Origin of the sequence: Pseudomonas sp. 18058 (assembly GCF_902706155.1) — a bacterium.
Taxonomy (GTDB): domain Bacteria; phylum Pseudomonadota; class Gammaproteobacteria; order Pseudomonadales; family Pseudomonadaceae; genus Aquipseudomonas; species Aquipseudomonas rustica.
The window spans coordinates 194,331-210,494 of sequence record NZ_CACSJY010000002.1; the positions used below are offsets into that span (position 1 = coordinate 194,331).

At 59.4% G+C, this 16,164-nt stretch carries 12 protein-coding genes; 3 read left to right on the plus strand and 9 right to left on the minus strand.

The features are described from left to right. Positions 1-52: 52 nt before the first annotated feature. Together GVL50_RS02060 and GVL50_RS02065 are read left to right on the plus strand one after the other, a co-directional pair. On the plus strand, positions 53-943 hold the full coding sequence (locus tag GVL50_RS02060; protein ID WP_159811570.1) for an ATP-binding protein: 891 nt from the start codon (positions 53-55) through the stop codon (positions 941-943). Beyond that, positions 940-1,422 (plus strand): GAF domain-containing protein, encoded by a 483-nt coding sequence (locus GVL50_RS02065; protein WP_159811571.1) that lies wholly within the window; start codon positions 940-942, stop codon positions 1,420-1,422. The genes GVL50_RS02060 and GVL50_RS02065 overlap by 4 nt, the downstream gene beginning before the upstream one ends. Here GVL50_RS02065 and GVL50_RS02070 read toward each other — a convergent pair whose 3' ends face one another. The 8 genes from GVL50_RS02070 to GVL50_RS02105 form a co-directional block, all read right to left on the minus strand. Next, positions 1,423-4,368, minus strand: coding sequence for an HD domain-containing phosphohydrolase (locus GVL50_RS02070; protein WP_159811572.1), 2,946 nt, complete (start codon positions 4,366-4,368; stop codon positions 1,423-1,425). 48 nt (positions 4,369-4,416) lie between these two features. Beyond that, the gene (locus tag GVL50_RS02075) at positions 4,417-8,061 is read right to left on the minus strand and encodes a transporter substrate-binding domain-containing protein (RefSeq protein ID WP_159811573.1); all 3,645 of its coding nucleotides are present in this window, start codon (positions 8,059-8,061) and stop codon (positions 4,417-4,419) included. Positions 8,062-8,069: 8 nt separating this feature from the next. Next, positions 8,070-8,696 carry a response regulator transcription factor gene (locus tag GVL50_RS02080; RefSeq protein ID WP_159811574.1) on the minus strand — a complete coding sequence of 209 codons (627 nt, stop codon included), beginning with the start codon at positions 8,694-8,696 and terminating at the stop codon, positions 8,070-8,072. Between the two features lie 329 nt (positions 8,697-9,025). Further along, entirely contained in the window at positions 9,026-10,354 is a 1,329-nt protein-coding gene (locus GVL50_RS02085) for a deoxyguanosinetriphosphate triphosphohydrolase (protein WP_159811575.1), read from the minus strand. Between the two features lie 69 nt (positions 10,355-10,423). Further along, the gene (locus GVL50_RS02090) at positions 10,424-11,587 is read right to left on the minus strand and encodes an EAL domain-containing protein (protein WP_159811576.1); all 1,164 of its coding nucleotides are present in this window, start codon (positions 11,585-11,587) and stop codon (positions 10,424-10,426) included. Between the two features lie 123 nt (positions 11,588-11,710). Further along, entirely contained in the window at positions 11,711-12,049 is a 339-nt protein-coding gene (locus GVL50_RS02095; RefSeq protein ID WP_053122317.1) for a hypothetical protein, read from the minus strand. Next, positions 12,046-12,432 (minus strand): phage holin family protein, encoded by a 387-nt coding sequence (locus GVL50_RS02100; protein WP_008079909.1) that lies wholly within the window; start codon positions 12,430-12,432, stop codon positions 12,046-12,048. Before GVL50_RS02100 ends, GVL50_RS02095 begins: the two co-directional genes overlap by 4 nt. Positions 12,433-12,434: 2 nt before the next feature. Then, a complete protein-coding gene (locus GVL50_RS02105; RefSeq protein ID WP_159811577.1) occupies positions 12,435-12,749 on the minus strand; it encodes a YqjD family protein in 315 nt (104 codons plus the stop codon). Positions 12,750-13,056: 307 nt separating this feature from the next. Here GVL50_RS02105 and GVL50_RS02110 point away from each other — a divergent pair, with 307 nt between their 5' ends. Further along, positions 13,057-14,265 carry an ammonium transporter gene (locus tag GVL50_RS02110; protein ID WP_053122313.1) on the plus strand — a complete coding sequence of 403 codons (1,209 nt, stop codon included), beginning with the start codon at positions 13,057-13,059 and terminating at the stop codon, positions 14,263-14,265. Here GVL50_RS02110 and GVL50_RS02115 read toward each other — a convergent pair. Next, on the minus strand, positions 14,262-15,974 hold the full coding sequence (locus GVL50_RS02115) for a monovalent cation:proton antiporter-2 (CPA2) family protein (protein ID WP_159811578.1): 1,713 nt from the start codon (positions 15,972-15,974) through the stop codon (positions 14,262-14,264). The two genes, GVL50_RS02110 and GVL50_RS02115, sit on opposite strands and share 4 nt — an antisense overlap. Positions 15,975-16,164 lie beyond the last annotated feature (190 nt).

Sequence of the window (16,164 nt, forward strand, 5' to 3'; positions counted from 1 at the left end):
TGTGTCGTGGCTGGATCGCCATCATCACTGTGAACGAGCCCGAGGAAAAGACGTGGATTCCCGATTGAATGCTTTTCTTGAACGCGCCGAGTCGGTTCTGGCGCGGATCGAACCGTTGTTGCCGGCACCGCGTCCGGTGATCGACTGGAACACTTGCCTGGCCGCGCGCTGGCAGCGTGACGGGCGCAGCGGTTATTTGCTGCCGCTGGAAGTCAGCCTCGACATGCGTCTGTCCGACCTGATCGGCGTCGACCGTCAGCTCGATCAACTGGGCCGCAACACCCAGCAATTTCTCGACGGCATGCCGGCCAACCACGCCTTGTTGTGGGGCTCGCGTGGCACTGGTAAATCGTCGCTGGTGCGCGCACTGCTGGCGGAACACGCCGCAGCCGGCCTGCGTTTGATCGAGATCGAACGCGATCATCTGGCCGACCTGCCGCGCGTGGTCGAGCAGATCGGCAAACTGCCACAGCGCTTTGTGTTGTTCTGTGATGACTTGTCGTTCGAGTCCGGCGAAGGAGATTACCGCGTGCTGAAAAGCGTGCTGGACGGCTCGCTGGAACAGGCGCCGGACAACGTCTTGCTGTACGCCACCTCCAACCGTCGCCACCTGGTGCCGGAGAAGGAAAGCGACAACGAAAACTGGAAACGCGTCGACGGCGAGCTGCACCCAAGCGAAGCGGTGGAGGACAAGATTGCTCTGTCCGATCGCTTTGGCCTGTGGCTGTCGTTCTACCCATTCACCCAAGAACACTTCCTCGACGTCGTTGAACACTGGATCGGCCAGTTGGCAGCCAAGGCCAATCTGAGCTGGCAGCGCGACGAAGAGCTGGACATCCTCGCCGTGCGTTGGGCCACTGGCCGCGGCAATCGCAACGGACGTTGCGCGTACCAATTCGCCCGCTACTGGGTGGGACTGAAATTGTTGGAGCACAAGGCATGATTGATTTGCAACAAAGCGGCCAGGGTCTCGAAGGCTATGGCATGTTGGCCGCGCAACTGGAATCGCTGCTGGCGGACGAACGCGATTTCATCGCCAACGCCGCGCAGTTTTCGGCGTTCCTGTTTAACCAGCTCGATGACCTGAACTGGGCGGGTTTCTACCTCAACCGCAACGAAGAGCTGGTGCTCGGCCCGTTTCAAGGGCAGATCGCTTGCGTGCGCATTCCGTTTGGTCGCGGTGTCTGCGGCGCGGCGGCAGCAACCTTGCAGACGCAGCGAGTCGAAGACGTTCACGCGTTTCCCGGCCATATCGCTTGCGACAGCGCGTCGAACAGTGAACTGGTCGTGCCGTTGGTCAAGGACGGTCGCCTGATTGGCGTGCTCGACCTCGACAGCCCGAAGCTGGCGCGTTTTGGCGCTGACGATCAGGCCGGCATCGAGCAACTGGCGGCGATTTTTCTGCGCCTGACCGACTGCTGATCATGCGCTGACGCCAGCCTTGCGCAGCAGGCTGGCGGGATCCACCGCATCGATCTGCTGCGGATCAAGAAAGCGCGTGGCGTACTGCAAATACACGCCTTCGTTGATGAACAGGCCGAACAGCTCAGGATCAATGTGCGACTCGTGGCTCATTGTCGCCATGATATTCAGCGCCTCGCTCAAGGATTTGGCCTTTTTGTAAGGCCGATCCGCCGCCGTCAACGCCTCGAAAATATCGGCAATCGCCATCATCCGTGCCGGCAGGCTCATTTCTTCGCGTTTCAGACGTTTCGGATAACCGGTGCCGTCCATTTTTTCATGATGGCCGCCGGCGATTTCCGCGACGCTGTCCAGATGCCCGGGGAAGGGCAGGTGGCTGAGCATCAGGATCGTCTGCACCATGTGATGGTTGATGATGTAGCGCTCTTCGCGGGTCAGCGTGCCGCGGGTGATGCTCAGGTTATATAACTCGCCACGATTGTATTTGTAGCGCGGCACGTCGAGTTTGAAACCCCACGGATTGTCTTCCGGAATCAGTTCGCTGTCGGCGCGTTCGAGCAAGTGTTCGGGCTTGTCCGCCAGCAGTTTTTCCCGCACGGGCAGAGTCGGCGCCGAGGTTCGCGACTGGCGACGGTTTTCTTCCCATGACACCCCCAAACGATCGTCGAGTGTGCGCATCCATGTGCGTTGGCCCAGGTCATTCAGTCGTTGCAGATCCGCTTCGGCCATCGCCTCACTGCCCAGATTACAGCGGGCGACGAAGGCGAAATCTTCATCGAGTGCCAACAACGTGGTGTCGCGCAAAACGCTGAGCTGTGCTTCGTTTCCGCCCATGGCCAGTGCTTGCCAGTAGCTGATCCAGGCATCGCGTTTGAGCACCTCAAAGCGCGTGCGAATCTCATGGATACGGTCGTTGATGGTCTCCAGTTTGGTGGCCTTATCGACCACGTATTCAGGCGTCGTGACCTTGCCGCAATCGTGCAGCCACGCGGCAATGTGCAGCGCCTCCCATTCATCTTCGCTGGGTTGATAGGCCTTGAAGGCTGGCGCATGGCTGGCGGCTGCTGCGTGGGCGAGCATTAGGGTCAGTTCCGGCACGCGCTGGCAATGGCCGCCGGTGTAGGGGCTTTTTGCATCGATGGCGCCGGCCAGCAATTGAATGAAGGCGTCCAGCAGTTGTTTCTGTTTGGCCTGCAACCGTTGGCTTTCGATGCTCACCGCGGCGGCGCCGGACACGGCCTGGAGAAAGGCGATGCGATCCGGTCGCAGTTTTTCCAGGTCGGCGGACGTGCCGCTGTCGTTCACTAGCAAGATCAGCAGGCCGATGGTTTCGTTGTGGCGGTTGCGCAGGCGAATGCCGATCAGGTGCACGCGCGGCGAAGCCATCGCGAGCAAGACTTTTTGCAGGTCGCCGGCCTGTTCGAAACCTAAGTTGCTCACCACGTTGTCGGCGTGTGCCAGTTGCTGAAACCATGCCGGACCTTGATGTGCCTGCAGGTCGTGGCCCTGAATAGCGAAATCTTCGAGGGTTTGCGCGGTGCCGTCGATGACCATCCCGTAAGGTTCCATGCGGTTGCCGTCGCTTTCGCGCAGGTAGATCAGGCCTGCCTGAGCCTGGGCGATCTGCACGGTTTCGAACAACACTCGCTGTAACAGCGGCGCGAATCGGGTTTCGGCACAAAGGCTGTCGGTGATGCGGAAGAAACTCGCCAGCGTGTCTTTCATTCGCGCCATCGACACACTCAATTGATCAACTTCAAGCACTGGCGAGCGCCGGGTCAGGGGGAAATTGAAATCGAAACTGCGAATTGCGTCGGCCTCCTTGACCAGCGCGTGCAGGGGTTTGACCAGAATTCGTGAGATCAACCAGCCCAGCGGCAGGCACAGCAATAACGTCGCGAGGGTAATCAGCGCACCTTGCCAGCGCATGCGATAGGCGTCGACCAGCAACTCGTCCTCTGGCACCAGCGAGGCCAATTGCAAACCTCGTGGCCCACCTTCCTGCATGCTGCTGCGGGCGACGATCCATTGGCGACCTTCGGATTTCAGGCGATTGCCTTTGTGCGCGCCGGACAGCAACGCATGCAATTGCGGACTGAGATCAGTCACCTTGGCCAGCCGTGCGGTGCGATCGTCGACGATCAGTCGGCTGCTGTCGGGGTAGGCCACTGCATTGCCGTCAGCATCGAACAAGGCGATTTCGGTGGCCGGGGTGACCACGTGTTTGGTCAGGGTCGCGGAGAGCGCTTCCAGCGTCAGGTCGGCGCCAATCACGGCGTTTTCGCCACTGCGCCGGGCGAGGGTGGTGCCGACATTGTGGGTGGAGAAAAATACGTAGGGTTCGGTGGTGATTTGCTCGGCCTGCTGTCGGGCGCTGGTAAACCAGGCGCGGGTACGTGGGTCATAAAGGTCTTCGGGGTTGTCCTGTCGGCTGATCGGCGTGAGCGATTGATCAAAGAACAGCGATTGCGACCGTGGCTGGCCATCGGCACCGTGCTCAATGCTCCAGACCTGAAACGCGGCGGCCTCCGGTGCTTTGAGCAGGGTTTTCAAAGCACCATTGCGCAACGGTCGCACCATGAAGAAATCACCGTTTGCATAACCCAGATACAGCGAGGCCAGATCCGGATTGTCCGTCAGTGACTGGCTGAATGGCCTGAGCAAAGGCAGCCGCTGTTCCAGCGCCAAAGCTTGCGTGGCCGGGTTGTCTGCCAGCAGGCTGAGCAGATGGCGAATCGGCTGATAGGTGGCGTGCAGGTCGACGCGTACATCCTGTTCGATGCGGTTGAACAGTTTTTCGCTGCTCGACAAGATGATCTGCGTGGTCTGTCGGTAATTGAACAGTCCCAGGATCACCCCGGTAAGCAGCAATAGAAACGTAAACATGACGCTGATGTGCACATGCAGAGGGAACCGGCGTTGTTCCGGGCGCAGTGGGCTGGGCATTTCTGGCTCTCCAAAAGGTTTAACTCACTGCTCAGCGCCCAAGCATAGTTAAGGCACAGTCATTTTGCCTTGGTCGGCCAATGCCAATTGTTGCTGCAACGCCTGCTCCAGTTCGAGCATCACCTGATTGCTCGCCGCACAGCGCCGCGCAATCTCGTCTGCCGACATTGACTGGTTGCAGGCTTGTTCCAGTGCGTCGCAGCATTCGATCACTCGCGAAGCCTGTGCAATGCGTGCCGCGCCTTTGATCTTGTGGGCGACCAGCGCCAATGCCTGGCAGTCGTTCTGCGGCGACAGCGCGAGTAATTCTTCACGGTCGAGGCGGCTGCTTTTGAGCAACTCGGCCAACAATCGCTGACCCTGTGCAGGGTTGCCGCCGGTCAGCAAGTTCAGGCTTTGCAGGTTGAATGCCGGCGATTGGGGTGCCGGGGTGATGCCGTCCACCCAGTGGCTCAGTTGGCTCAGGCTCAAGGGTTTGAACAGGCAGTCGTCCATCCCGGCCTGTTTACAGCGCAGGATTTCCTCGGGTTGAGCATTGGCGGTGAAACCCAGCACCGTGCACGGCGGGCTTTGGTTCTGCTGCTCATGCAGGCGTATCGCGCGGGTCAGGTCATAGCCATTCATCAACGGCATATTGCAGTCGGCGATCACCAGATCGAATTGACCTGCTTTCCACATGTCCAGTCCGCTGCTGCCGTTTTCGGCGAGGCTGCACTGGTGCCCCAGAAACTCCAGTTGCTGACACATCAGCAGACGATTGGCGGGGTGATCATCCACCACCAATACATTGAGTGGGGCGAGTGATGCCTTGATCGGCGGCTCGGCTTTGCGGGTGATCACTTCGGCGGGAAATGTTTCCAATGGCAGGGAAATACACACCTGAGTGCCGATCCCGGGATGGCTGCTCAACTGCAGTTTTCCACCCATCATTTCGCACAGGCTGCGACTGATCACCAGACCCAGACCCGCGCCACTGCGGGCTTGCTGAGCGCTGTTCTCCGCTTGGGCAAAAGGCTCGAACAGACGCTGCTGATCTTCGGCGCTGATGCCCACGCCACTGTCTTGAACGGTCAGTTGCATCAATGAACGCGCCGGATCGTCGGTTTTCATCAGATCGAGAGTGATCCTGATTTGGCCGTGCTCGGTGAACTTGATCGCGTTGCTGATCAGGTTTGACAGCACTTGCTTGAAGCGCAGCGGATCCAGTTGCACGTCGACCGCCAGTTGCGGCGGGTTGAACGTCATGTGCAGTGACAGGTTTTTTTGCCGCGCCAGACCATCGAAGATGCGCGTAACAGACGCCACCGTTTCGACCAGGTTGACCCGCTCCGGGCTCAGGCTCAGGCGCCCGGATTCGATTCGCGCGATATCCAGAATATCGCCGATCAGACCCAGCAGATCCTTGGCCGAATGGTAGGCGGTGTCGATCGATGAGCGATCGGGGTGCTGCTGATCCATGCGTTTGAGCGTCAGTTCGAGCATGCCGATGACCGCATTCATTGGCGTGCGGATCTCGTGGCTCATCGTCGCCAGAAAGGTACTTTTCGCACGATTCGCATCGTCGGCCTGCTCTTTGGCCGTGCGCAGTTCCTCGAACAGCTGGCGGCGTTCGCTGATGTCGATCCAGCCGCCGATGATGCCTTGCACGTCTGCGCTGGAGTCACGATAGGGCAGGATCCAGTGATAGATCGTCAGCCGCCGATTGCCGATGTGCAAGGGACGGTCGAGCACCAGCGGCTTGCCTTGGGCGATGACTCGCTGATAGTCCGCCTGGAATGCCTGGGCTTCGAAGGCGTTGCTCAGCGTGCCCTGCATGACGCTTTTGCCGATCACGTCTTCTCGTTTGGCGTTGAAGGCTTCGAGGTAGCTGTCATTGCAGCTTTGCAACAGTCCTTGCCGGTCACGCACGTAGATCGGATGCGGCGTGCCGTTGACCAGTGAACGCATGAATTCGAACTGGTCGTTGAGCGCCCGTTCCGCTGCTTTGCGCTGGTTGATCTGGCGGCGCATATAGGCGTTCCACGCCAGCAACAACAGCAGAACCACGCCGGCAGCCCCGATGACTTGATAGAACAGGCGTTGATAATTGCGCCAGGTGTTCTGCGAGGCCGAGGTGTAGCCGCGCCAGCGACCATTGATCACACCCAGTTCTTCGGGGGCGATGCTCAGCAGGGCTTTGTTGATGATCGAACTCAGCTCGGTATTGTCGCGCGCCGTGGCCAGAGAAAAGGCGGCCTGACCGGTGCCGATGGTGGTGGTGATCTGCAGCGCCCGCTCGAAAATCCGCGAAGAGATGAAGTAGTTGGCGATCACCAGAGAATTCACCGCGCCTTCAACATGACCTTCGGCCAGCAGCGAAACCGCGCTGAAGGTGTCCGGTGTCTCGATCAACTGGATGCGTGGAAATTCGCGGCGCAGGTACTCGACCATTGGATTGCCTTGCGCAATCGCGATCGGTTTGTCTTTGAGCTGGCCCAGATTGGTCGGGCTGCCCGCACTCTTGCGGGTCAGCAGGACGTAAGAGTTTTCCAGATAAGGGCGACTGAAAGTCAGGGTCTCTTCGCGCTCGGCGGTCGGCAGAAGCGCGGCGATGAGGTCGGCCTGGTGGTTGTCGATCTGTTTGACCATTTCGGCATCATTGCGGCTGCGGCGGATGTCGAAACGCAGGCCGGTACGCAGACGGATCAGCTCCAGCAGGTCGGCGCTGATGCCCCGAAAATTGCCATCGCCGTCGAAGAACGTCAGCGGCGCGTAAGCCTCGTTGACCAGCACGCTGACCACGGGATGCTGCTTGAGCCAGGCCTCTTCGCGGCGGGTCAGTTGCAGTTTCTGGTCGGTCAGCAACATGTCGCTGCCGGCGCTCCAGCGTTTGGCGATGTTCTCGCGCACACTGCGCGGCACCGCTTTGAGTACCGTGTTGATGACGTCCAGCAGCTGCGGATTGTTGCGGCGCACGGCGAAGCTGAACCCTTGGGCTTCCTGTTTGCCGAAGTTGGCCATGCGCACGTTGTTGAGGTAACCCTTGTTGATCATGTAGTGCGTGGACAGGGTATCGCCGAGAAAGACATCGGCCTGGTCGAATGCCACCGCGTTAATTGCGTTCTGGTACGACGGATAGCAGGTGATCAGCGCTTTGGGGTACAGCGCCTTGACCTCGGCCAGCGGCAGATAGTGATAAACCATACTCAAACGCAGGCCGGCCAAGCCTTCGCTCAGGGAGCGGGTTTCGCCTTCGCGCGTCACCAGCACCGGCTGGTCGACCGCGTAGGGCTCGGACAGAGCCAGATTGGCGTTGCCGGCTTCGTAGCCGTTCGCCGTTCCGAGCAGATCGACCTGGCCATCCAGCAACGCGCGAATAGCGGCATCCCGCGAGGGGAATCGTTGAATGCGGATCGGCAGTCCGGTGGCTTCGCTGAGGAAACCGGCGTAGTCGGCAGTCAGACCTTCATAATCGCGGCCACTGACGGTCATGTCGAACGGCGGGTAATCCGGTGCCGAGGTGCCCAGCACCAGTTCGCTGCGGGTGTGCAACCACTGTCGTTGCGACGCCTCGAAGGTGACCGATAACGATTCGCCGGTCGTGCGACTGAATAAGGCATACACCGGTGATTCGCCAACCATGGCGAACACGTTTGAGCTCAGCAACAGGCTTGCACTCAACGCTATTAAATAGTCCTTTAAACGACTGGGCATGCGGGCTCTCACACGAGTGCGTTACGTTTGGCCATTTCGATTAGTTCAACAAGGGATTTGGCTTTGAGTTTTTGCATTAAGCGTTTTTTGTAAGTGCTCACGGTTTTATTGCTGAGAAACATGCCTTTGGCGATTTCCTTGTTAGTACGCCCCTGGGCAAATAGTTGTAACACCATGAGTTCGCGGTCGTTGACCGATTTGAATAATTCAAGTTCAGCATAACGAATGTCATCGCTACGTAAAGGATTCAATGCCTGACTTGGGAAATAGTTGTAACCGGAAAGTACTGCCTTGATTGCACTGACCAGTTCACTCAAGTCTTCCTGCTTGCACACGTAACCCGAAGCGCCGGACTGCATGCAGCGAATGCCGAACAAGGTCGGGCACTGGGCGGTGAGCACCAGGGTTTTCAGGCAGGAACCCATGGCGTTGAAGCGGGCCAGCACTTCGAGCCCGTCGAGCTTGGGGATGCTGATGTCAAGGATGATCAGGTCAGGCATGCACTCGCGCACCATTTGCATGGCATCGACCCCATTATCGGTTTCGCCGACGACCTTATAGCCTTCATGTTCCAGCAGCATGCGAACGGCAAGACGGATGACCGGGTGATCGTCGACAATAAAAACGGAGTTCATAATCAAATCCCATACAAGCACGAATAAAGCGCGCACCTTAGCTCAGATGTATGAACGCTCGTATGAGCGGACATGGCTCTAGGTGCGTTATAGGATAATTCCTACAATTACTTGGGAATGGGACTACGGGTGATTAGGTTTGACGTAAGGAAGGGCTGTTTCAAATGTCGCAGGTTTGCGCAGAGTGTTTTGCAAGTGCGGGTCGCAACTGGGGATTTATAGTGTGTTTAATATTTGTTTGAATTACGCCGCAAAAGAGGGTGCATCATAGCTAGCAGAGACCTTCGATAATGATTACACCCGACCGGCGCCGGTCGGGTGCAAACGGATCAATGACTGGAGCGCCCGGTCATTTCCAGTGCCATGTCGCTGGCGTAGCTGTCGGTCATGCCGGCGATGAAATCGATCATGCGCAGAAACGAGCTGTGTAACGACGCCCGTGGATCCGGCGCGTTATTGCCCAACAAGTCGAGGATGCGGCGGCTTTTGAACGACGGCGTGCGGCCATTGTGTTGTTCCAGCGCCGCGCCGCAAAAAGAGTTGAGGAGGATTTCCAGCGTGGTGTACGCGCCGATTTCATGCAGGGTTTTGCGCTTGTCCTGAAAGATCTTTTTGCGCGCAATGTCCTTGGCATTTAGTACGCAACGCTTGGCCGGACCGTGCATGTGTTCCACCAGATCTCCGTGTAAGGTGCCGGCGAGGAGGGCGTCTTGCTGTTCGACGAAGGCTCGCGCCGCCGCGTTTGTCAGGTGTTCGATGGCTTTGCCGCGCAGGATTGCCAGTTTGCGCCGACGTGAATCCTGCGGGCCGAGCTGGCGATAGGTTTCCGGCAGGTCGTCACCGACCAGACCGAGCAGCAGCGATTCGACCTCGGCGTACTCCAGCAGCTCCATCTCGAGGCCGTCTTCGAGGTCGATCAGCGCGTAGCAGATGTCGTCGGCGGCTTCCATCAGGTACACCAATGGATGTCGCGCCCAGCGCTGGTCTTCGATTTGCGGCAGACCGAGTTTGTGGGCGATCTGCTCGAGCAGCGGCAGTTCGCTCTGGTAGCAGCCGAACTTGTGCTTTTTGTAACCGAGGGAATCGGCGTGACGCGCAGTCCACGGGTATTTCAGGTAGGTGCCGAGGGTGGCGTAGGTCAGACGCGTACCACCGTCGAACTGGTGGTATTCCAGTTGCGTGAGCACGCGGAAACCCTGGGCGTTGCCTTCGAAATTGAGGAAGTCTCCGCGCTCGGCCTCGCTCATGCCATCGAGCCAGCCACGTCCGGCAGCCTGTTGGAACCAGTGGCGAATCGCATCTTCGCCGGAATGGCCGAACGGCGGATTACCGATGTCATGAGCCAGACACGCCGATTGCACGACCATACCGAGGTCAGCGGGGTCGCACCATTCCGGCAGAGCACTGCGCAGGGTTTCGCCGACGCGCATGCCCAGCGAGCGGCCGACACAACTGACTTCCAGCGAGTGGGTCAGGCGCGTGTGAATGTGATCGTTACTGGTGACCGGGTGCACTTGCGTCTTGCGGCCCAGGCGACGAAACGCGCCGGAGAAAATAATGCGGTCATGGTCTTTGTGAAAAGGGCTGCGGCCGAGTTCTTGCGGGCTGTGCAGCGGCTTTCCGAGGCGTTCGCGGTTGAGCAGGGTCTGCCAATCCAAGGCTGATTCTCTCCGTCTGGATAACTGATGCCCTAGCTTCCCGGTTCAGCCCCGTGCCTGCAAGCGGAACTACAGTCCCGCCGCATCAATGTCGATCAGCAGCAGCCGTTCACCGTTGTCGAAAAACTGTCCGGCGGTGAGGCAGTACTGGTTGCTGGTGGCATCGCGGTAGGTGTTCGACAGGGTCAGACGGCGTTCTTCCCAGCCTTCGGCGAGCAGATGATAGAAGTACGGGCGCCACGACCAGTTGTGCCCCAGATAGCGGTTGTCGGCGAACCAGCCGTTCTGCCGCCATTCCAGATTGGGCGTCAGTTGTGTGCCGTGGCGGTCGCATTGGTAAAACCGCAGCAGCCACGGAAAGGCATCCAGTTGCGGCAATGCAGTCAAGGGCGCGCGGGCCTGAGCCCAGGTTTGCAGGATCGTCATCAGTTCGCTGAGTTGCTGGCGCATCTGCATCAATCGCCCGCGTTCGTTGAGTTTCTGCCGGACATAGCGTTGGCGAAGTTCAGCGAAGCGTTGCACAAACGCATCGGCGGGGAAGAAGTCTTGCTGGGCACGTGCGAACAGAAAACCTTGCACGTAGCGCGAGCCGCACTCCAAGGCAAAATTCAGCTGCGCTTCGGTCTCGACACCTTCGGCGATGATCCAGCAGCCGGTCTTTTCTGCCATCTGTGCCAGCGCTTTGACCACGTCACCGCTGGGCCCGCCCAACGCGGCGGCCTGGAACAGGCGCATGTCGAGTTTGAGGATGTCTGGCTGCAAGGCCAGCACTCGATCAAGCTGCGAATAGCCCGCGCCAAAGTCATCAATGGCGATTCGCGCTCCGGCCTGACGATAGCGCGCGACCACTTCGGCCAGGCGTTGGCTATTGCCGCCCAATTCGGTGATTTCGAAAACGATACGTTGCGGATCGACGCCATGCCGGGCCAGTTGCTTGAGACTGGGCAAGGCTTGGTCGGGGCGCAGACGACTGATCCAGCGCGGCGACATGTTCAGACTGAGAAACCAGTCTGCCGGCGCTTCATGCAGACGGCTCAAGGCGTTGTCACGGATCTGCCGGTCGAGGCGGCGCAGGGCGATGGCCGGCACGCGCGGGTCGGCGAAAAGCGGCCCGACCGAATTCAGTTGTCCATCAGCCTGACGCAGGCGGCCCAATGCTTCAACGCCGGCAATGCGTCCGGTGGCAGTATCGATAAAAGGCTGAAAGCAGGCGAGCGGTTGCCCGTCGATCACGGGGCCTCCTTAGTCGTTCTTGTTCTGGTTGAACCCTGCCGACCGGGTAGGCATGCAGGATTGAACCTCTGGATAAGAGGTTCATCCCGCCGGTGTTGCAAGAATGTAGCCAGATGCGTCAGTTCAGCGTTTGCCAGAGCTTTGCATGACCAGTCTGATCAATGGCCCAAGGCTGGTGCCGAGACGGATCAGACGGGTCAGACCGCCGACGCCGCCGCTTTTCGCGCCTTTGCCGGTGATGAAACCCAGCAGTGTTACCGCCGCCACACCCCATAACGGCGCGTGTTTGATGCCGAAGCCGCCTTGCAGGTTTTGCGTCATGCCGCGCATGCGCTGCAGGGGTTGCAGCACTTGTGCGGTTTCGTGGCGGATTTCCTGACGGTGCATTTCCATGCGCAGACGGATCAGTGCCTTGCGCATTTCCCGTCGAGAACCATTGTGCGGAAGTTGAGGCAGGCTCATGGCAGCAGGCGCTCCCGGTCGTTGGCCAGCTCTTCGAGCGTGCCGTGGAAGGGTGAGGACTCATCGAAGATCGCGGCCTTCAGGCGCAGCCCGCAGAAGATCGAGGCCAAGGTGTAAAAGACGCACAGGCCAATGATTGCGGCGAGACGATAGGTGTCCCAGAAGATGATCATCACCAGAGTCGATAAACCCACCAGCAACAACAGGGCAAAGACCAGCGCCAGGCCTGCGAACAGCAATAGGCTGACGGTACGTGATTTCTGCTCCTGTAATTCAATGCCGAATAATTCGACATGGCTGTGCAGCAGACCGAGAACGGCGGCGCCCAGACGCCGCGTGGAGGAGGCGGTGCCCGCTGTCGGGCCGGATTCACCGATCGACATGATCAGCGCCGAGTGGCCAGCAGGCCAATAAGGAAGCCGACGCCGGCCGCGATCCCCACCGATTGCCAAGGGTTGGCCGACACGTAGTCTTCGGTAGCGGAAACCGCAGCCTGACCGCGTTCGCGCAGGGTTTCTTCGGTCAGCTTCAGGGTCTCGCGGGCGCGCAACAGGCTGTCGTGGATCTGCTCACGCAGTTCATCTGCCTGATCGCCGGCCAGGGTGGCGGTGTGCTCGAGCAACCGTTCGGTGTCGGCGACCAGTGTCTGGAAGTCGTTCATCAGGATTTCTTGAGCAGTCTTTGCCTTGATGCTGGCCATGGGTGGATCTCCGTAGTTGGCTTTCTGATGCGTTCGAGTATGAGCCTTGCGCGAAGGTTCAGTACAAATGACTGGTACAACTTTTGCTATCTCGTGGTGCGTGGCCCGGTCGCTGTGCGCTGTTGCCGGGCGTACGCGCTGGAAAACCTTAACTCAAATAATCCCGGTACGTGTCAGGACATCGACCTCGTGCGCCAAAGCAGTTCACTGGACAAATCCCTTCAGTGACTGCGTGGTCGCAACTTGGTGCATGAAATGCCCGCATGAACCGCTTTGGTGCCTTTTTCGCCTTTAGGTCTGCCTGCTTATGGAAAATCTGCAAAGCGCTGTGGACACCCTGGTGCACAGCTCCAACACCTTGTTCATTTTGATCGGTGCAGTGATGGTGCTGGCTATGCACGCCGGTTTCGCCTTTCTGGAAGTCGGTACGGTTCGCCAGAAAAATCAGGTCAACGCCTTGGCGAAAATCCTCAGCGATTTCGCCGTCTCGACCCTGGCCTATTTCTTTATAGGCTATTGGCTCTCTTACGGCGTGACCTTCATGCAACCGGCGGCGGTACTCAACGCTGATCACGGTTATGGTTTGGTGAAGTTTTTCTTCCTGCTGACCTTCGCGGCGGCGATCCCGGCGATCATTTCCGGTGGCATTGCCGAGCGCGCGCGCTTCGTTCCGCAGTTGTGCGCGACGGCACTGATCGTGGCGTTCATCTATCCGTTTTTCGAAGGGATGATCTGGAACGGTAACTATGGCCTGCAAGCGTGGCTGACGGCGCAGTTCGGCGCGCCGTTCCATGACTTCGCCGGTTCCGTGGTGGTGCATGCGATGGGCGGCTGGCTGGCGCTGGCGGCGGTGTTGTTGCTCGGCCCGCGCAATGGACGTTATCGCGATGGACGCTTGGTGGCGTTTGCACCGTCGAGCATTCCGTTTCTGGCGCTGGGCTCGTGGATTCTGATTGTCGGCTGGTTCGGCTTCAACGTGATGAGCGCACAAACGCTGCAGGGTGTTAGCGGCCTGGTCGCGGTCAACTCGTTGATGGCGATGGTCGGCGGCACCATGGCGGCGTTGATCGTCGGGCGCAATGACCCGGGCTTCCTGCACAACGGCCCCTTGGCCGGGTTGGTGGCGATCTGCGCCGGTTCCGACTTGATGCACCCGGTGGGCGCATTGGTCACCGGCGCGATTGCCGGTGCACTGTTTGTCTGGTGCTTTACCGCCGCGCAGGTGAAATGGCGTATCGACGACGTGTTGGGTGTGTGGCCGTTGCATGGTTTGTGTGGCGTATGGGGCGGGATTGCCTGTGGCATCTTCGGCCAGACCGCGCTCGGTGGACTCGGCGGCGTCAGCCTGATCAGCCAGTTGCTCGGCAGCGCGCTCGGCGTTGCTGTGGCGCTGATCGGTGGCTTTGTCGTGTACGGCGCGATCAAGGCCTTGCACGGGCTGCGCCTGAGTCAGGAACAAGAGTATTACGGCGCCGATCTGTCGCTGCACAAGATTGGCGCGGTGAGTCAGGACTAGGCTTCTTCATCGTCGGCACCGGGATAAAAACCGTGCAACAGGCGATAGCGGTCGATGCGCACTTGATCGACTTGTTCCTGCACCTGGTGTGCGGGCAGACCGAGCATGATCAACGCGTGTGAGGCGAGCATCAGGCTCGACTCCAACAGCTCCGGCACCACCTCGGTGGCGCCGGCGGCTTTCAGTTCACTCCATTGGCTGTCGTCGCGGGTGCGCACCAGAATCGGTATGTGCGTGTTGAGTCGGCGCGCTTCTTTAAGAATGCCCAGGGCGACATCGCTTTGATCGACGGCGATCACCAATAAGCGGGCGCGCAACAGGCCGACGGCGGTGAGCAGATCACCGCGCGCGGAATCGCCATAATGCACATCGCTCTCACCGGATGCCGCTTCCTGAACGCGCACCGGATCATTGTCCAAAGCAATGAATGGTTGCTTGGCATTGCGCATGAAGCGGCCAATGGATTGGCCGACGCGACCGTAACCACAGATCACCACGTGCTTGTCGAGGTCCGCGTTGAGCGCGCTGATCTCTTCGATCTGCGCTTCCTGATTGGGCTTGCGGTGCAGGGCGGCGGCGATGCGTGGTGCGGCGCGTAACAGCAGCGGCGTCAGCACCATCGAGCAGAACGTCGCCGCCAGTAGCAAGGCGCCGAGCCTTTCCGGCAGCAGACTGCTTTGCTGCATCTGCGCCATCAGCGCGAAGCAGAACTCGCCACCCTGCGCCAAGGCGAGACCGCTGCGCCACGCGGTTTCGCTATCGCTACCGCGCCACTTCACCAGCAGCGCGACGACGATCCCCTTGATCACCATCAAACCGACCGTGAGCCCGAGAATCAGCAAGCCATCGCTGACAAACAGTTGCAGGTCGATCAGCATGCCGATGCTGACGAAAAACACCCCGAGCAAGATGTCGCGGAATGGCCGGATATCGGCTTCGATCTGATGCCGGTAATGACTCTCGCCGAGCAACATGCCGGCGAGAAACGCGCCGAGGGCAGGGGACAAGCCGAGCAAGTGCGTCAGCCACGCCGTCAGCAGCACGATCACCAGCGCCAACAGCACGAACAATTCCGCGGAGCGCGAAGCCGCCACTTCATGAAACAGCCGTGGCAGCAACCAGCGACTGGCGAGCAGCAGACCGACAAACAGCACCACGGTTTTCGCCAGCGTCAGCGGCAGGGCCCAGTACCAGGCCTGTGCGCTGCTGCCGGCGAACACCGGCACCAGCGTCAGCAGCAAAACCGCCACCACGTCCTGAAACAGCAACACGCCGATCGCGTTCTGGCCGTGGCTGCTGAACACTTCGCCGAGACTGCCGAGTTCCTTGGTGACAATCGCCGTGGACGACAACGACAGCCCGGCGCCGAGCAACAAAGCGGGCGTCACCGGCATGCCCAGCAAAATCAGGATCAGACCCAGAAGCGCGGTGCTGATCAGCACCTGCTGACTGCCCAGCCGGAATACCACTTGGCGCAACGCAATCATCTTCGACAGAGAAAATTCCAGCCCGAGCGAAAACAGCAGGAACACCACGCCCAATTCAGCCACGTCCGGCAGATGCTCACTCTCGTTGACCCAGTCGAAAGCACTCGGCCCGACCAGCAAACCCACGAATAGGTAACCCAGCACCGGCGGCAATCGCAGACGGCGGAACAGGGCAATCACCACGAGGGACGAGGCGAGGATGATCAACAGGTTGGCAAACACTAGACGCTCCGATGTCAGGCTCTGGCTGTTCAAGCGTAGAGGCAAAAAGAGCGGGAGGATCACGTAATTGCGATTTCTGCGGACTGATTTGCATCAGGGTTTTGCGCACAAGCGACGTAGGAAAGGCTCAAGCCTTTGGGCGGCGGTGGGTCGACGGGTTTTTCGCTGCGGCCTAGAATAGGCGCACTCT

What these genes read in the sequence shown, in the direction of transcription:
- GVL50_RS02110 (WP_053122313.1), top strand. Translation starts at nt 13,057, where the DNA reads ATGGAAAATCTGCAAAGCGCTGTGGACACCCTGGTGCACAGCTCCAAC.
- GVL50_RS02075 (WP_159811573.1), bottom strand. Translation starts at nt 8,061, where the DNA reads ATGCCCAGTCGTTTAAAGGACTATTTAATAGCGTTGAGTGCAAGCCTG.
- GVL50_RS02080 (WP_159811574.1), bottom strand. Translation starts at nt 8,696, where the DNA reads ATGAACTCCGTTTTTATTGTCGACGATCACCCGGTCATCCGTCTTGCC.
- GVL50_RS02100 (WP_008079909.1), bottom strand. Translation starts at nt 12,432, where the DNA reads ATGTCGATCGGTGAATCCGGCCCGACAGCGGGCACCGCCTCCTCCACG.
- GVL50_RS02095 (WP_053122317.1), bottom strand. Translation starts at nt 12,049, where the DNA reads ATGAGCCTGCCTCAACTTCCGCACAATGGTTCTCGACGGGAAATGCGC.
- GVL50_RS02105 (WP_159811577.1), bottom strand. Translation starts at nt 12,749, where the DNA reads ATGGCCAGCATCAAGGCAAAGACTGCTCAAGAAATCCTGATGAACGAC.
- GVL50_RS02070 (WP_159811572.1), bottom strand. Translation starts at nt 4,368, where the DNA reads ATGCCCAGCCCACTGCGCCCGGAACAACGCCGGTTCCCTCTGCATGTG.
- GVL50_RS02065 (WP_159811571.1), top strand. Translation starts at nt 940, where the DNA reads ATGATTGATTTGCAACAAAGCGGCCAGGGTCTCGAAGGCTATGGCATG.